The organism is Bacillus sp. P4_D3, assembly GCF_056401855.1.
In genome coordinates this window covers 1-1817 of record NZ_JBFUIN010000631.1, presented here as the reverse complement: position 1 = coordinate 1817, position 1817 = coordinate 1, and the positions used below count along the sequence as shown (strand labels likewise).

The following is a 1817-nucleotide window of genomic DNA, read 5'->3' as shown; positions in this document are numbered from 1 at the left end:
AGTACGTTCTTTATGGTTTTAGAAAAGGTGAAGTAATGGGTTATTGGTACAAGTAAAGTATAAAGGGATAAAGGGCAATGAAAATCTTAGAAATRCAATACACAAAGGAAGATAAAACATCTTTACAATCTAGGGTTGTCGAGTGCTGATGATACGTTTTGTTTATTCATTTTACCCCCCAATATTTGTTAATTCAATTATATAAGACAGAAAAATCGCTGGGAAGCGGTAAATAAGACTGAATTGTATAAAAATGAGGTTTGATTTGAAAACGGCTTTCCAAATCGGTTTATTTTGCGTTTTAATGAAGAAGTTAATACAATAGGTCTTATTTATTATAAAAACGCATGTAAAGATGGATACAGGCTTTACATACGTTTTTAGGGTTTTTAGGAAAAATAAAAAGGGTAGTCATTATTTACGACTTAACCCTTTCTCTACGAGCTGACGAATTGCTTCATTTTGATTCTTAGCCTATTTTCATGCCAATAATTTTCTATTTGTTCCACTTGCTCTTTTGTAAATGTAAATGAATGTTCATATATGGTAAAAGCTTGTTACAATAGTAAAGAATAACTTGGGTACAATTGATAATGAAATGGGGAAAGATGCTAGATGAAAGCAACCGGAGTGACTAGAAAAGTAGATGATTTAGGGCGTGTGGTAATTCCAAAGGAACTTAGAAATACGCTAGGTATTAAAGAAAAATCACCATTAGAGATCTTTGTAGAAGGTGAAGACATTGTTTTACAGAAATATCAGCCCGGTGGTGTTTGTGCATTAACAGGAGAGGTATCAAATCGTAACATGTCATTAGCAAACGGTAAGATAACATTAAGTCCAGAAGGTGCAGAACTATTAATAAAAGAAGTAGAACAGTACCTTGTAAAATAAGTGGCTCCTTTCAGGGGCTTTTATTAAAATTAATATAGTAATTTCGTGTATTGTAATATTTATAAAAATATTTGCCAAAAATAGAATCAATTCCATTCTCTTTTGTCGAAATTTAGTTAGTGTATATTTTCGTATCGGTTTTAGAAAAACAAAAGCTAGAAGAATTTATCGAATTCTCTGAACGAAAATTGCATGAGGAACATATGTGAAAAGGAAAAAATAATAAAAAGGCTAGTTAGTCCATTTTAGGGGCTAACTAGCCTTTTTATTACCTTGATAAAGTAAATAAATCTCGGCTGACCCCCACCATTCAAAAGGGTAAGAGTCATTTAATAATTTGTATATTTCTGATCCTCTTTCAGGAGATAATTCTTTAGTTTCAGTACCTAACACGCAGACGCATTCGTCATATAAAGCACCATGAGTGGGTTTATGCTTTTTTCTATTTGCTTCAAGAAGTTCTAAGAGTCTTTGAGACCTGTTGTTTTTATTCATCATTTAGCCCACCATAAGGTAAATGTGGTACTGTTGTTATATTGGTTCATAAACAAGGAGCTGTCAAAAAATAGTTTTGAATTCGATCACAAAGTGAAATGGAAGGAAGATTTTTAAATAGTAAAATAATCTGAAGTTAGGAAAAACGTAGAAAGATTAAATTTCTATGTTTTTTTGCATCCATTCAATGCTACATATGTACATATTCATTATTGAAGTTATTAACAATAAAATGTATTATAGAAAAGCGCAATTTTTAATTCAAGTAAGCGGGAATGTGTATTCGTAATAAATAAAATATTCAGAAATAATAGTATTGTCTGGAAAACGAGGTGGAATTAATAGAGACATTACATATTAAATGGTATGGATTGTATAGTTTAAATGACTTTTACAGTAGAGAAGAAGCTTTTAAGAAGGTTATAAAC

2 protein-coding genes and 2 pseudogenes are annotated in these 1817 nt (G+C 30.9%); 2 read left to right on the top strand and 2 right to left on the bottom strand.

Annotated elements, in window-relative coordinates; translation table 11 throughout:
• Positions 1–414: 414 nt before the first annotated feature.
• Positions 415–527: pseudogene (locus AC1DTM_RS24990) on the bottom strand (ribbon-helix-helix domain-containing protein); the annotation flags it as partial.
• 88 nt (positions 528–615) lie between these two features.
• On the opposite strand from AC1DTM_RS24990, the gene AC1DTM_RS24985 reads away from it, so the two are divergent.
• The gene (locus AC1DTM_RS24985) at positions 616–894 is read left to right on the top strand and encodes an AbrB/MazE/SpoVT family DNA-binding domain-containing protein (protein ID WP_016105474.1); all 279 of its coding nucleotides are present in this window, start codon (positions 616–618) and stop codon (positions 892–894) included.
• A gap of 252 nt (positions 895–1146) precedes the next feature.
• Here the strand turns inward: AC1DTM_RS24985 and AC1DTM_RS24980 are convergent, their stop codons facing one another.
• The gene (locus tag AC1DTM_RS24980) at positions 1147–1389 is read right to left on the bottom strand and encodes a hypothetical protein (protein WP_436967966.1); all 243 of its coding nucleotides are present in this window, start codon (positions 1387–1389) and stop codon (positions 1147–1149) included.
• A gap of 332 nt (positions 1390–1721) precedes the next feature.
• Here AC1DTM_RS24980 and AC1DTM_RS24975 point away from each other — a divergent pair.
• Positions 1722–1817, top strand: a pseudogene (locus AC1DTM_RS24975) (sodium:proton symporter); the annotation flags it as partial.

Excerpts from the sequence above, each read along its gene's own strand:
- AC1DTM_RS24985 (WP_016105474.1), top strand. The coding sequence starts at position 616 with ATGAAAGCAACCGGAGTGACTAGAAAAGTAGATGATTTAGGGCGTGTG.
- AC1DTM_RS24980 (WP_436967966.1), bottom strand. The coding sequence starts at position 1,389 with ATGAATAAAAACAACAGGTCTCAAAGACTCTTAGAACTTCTTGAAGCA.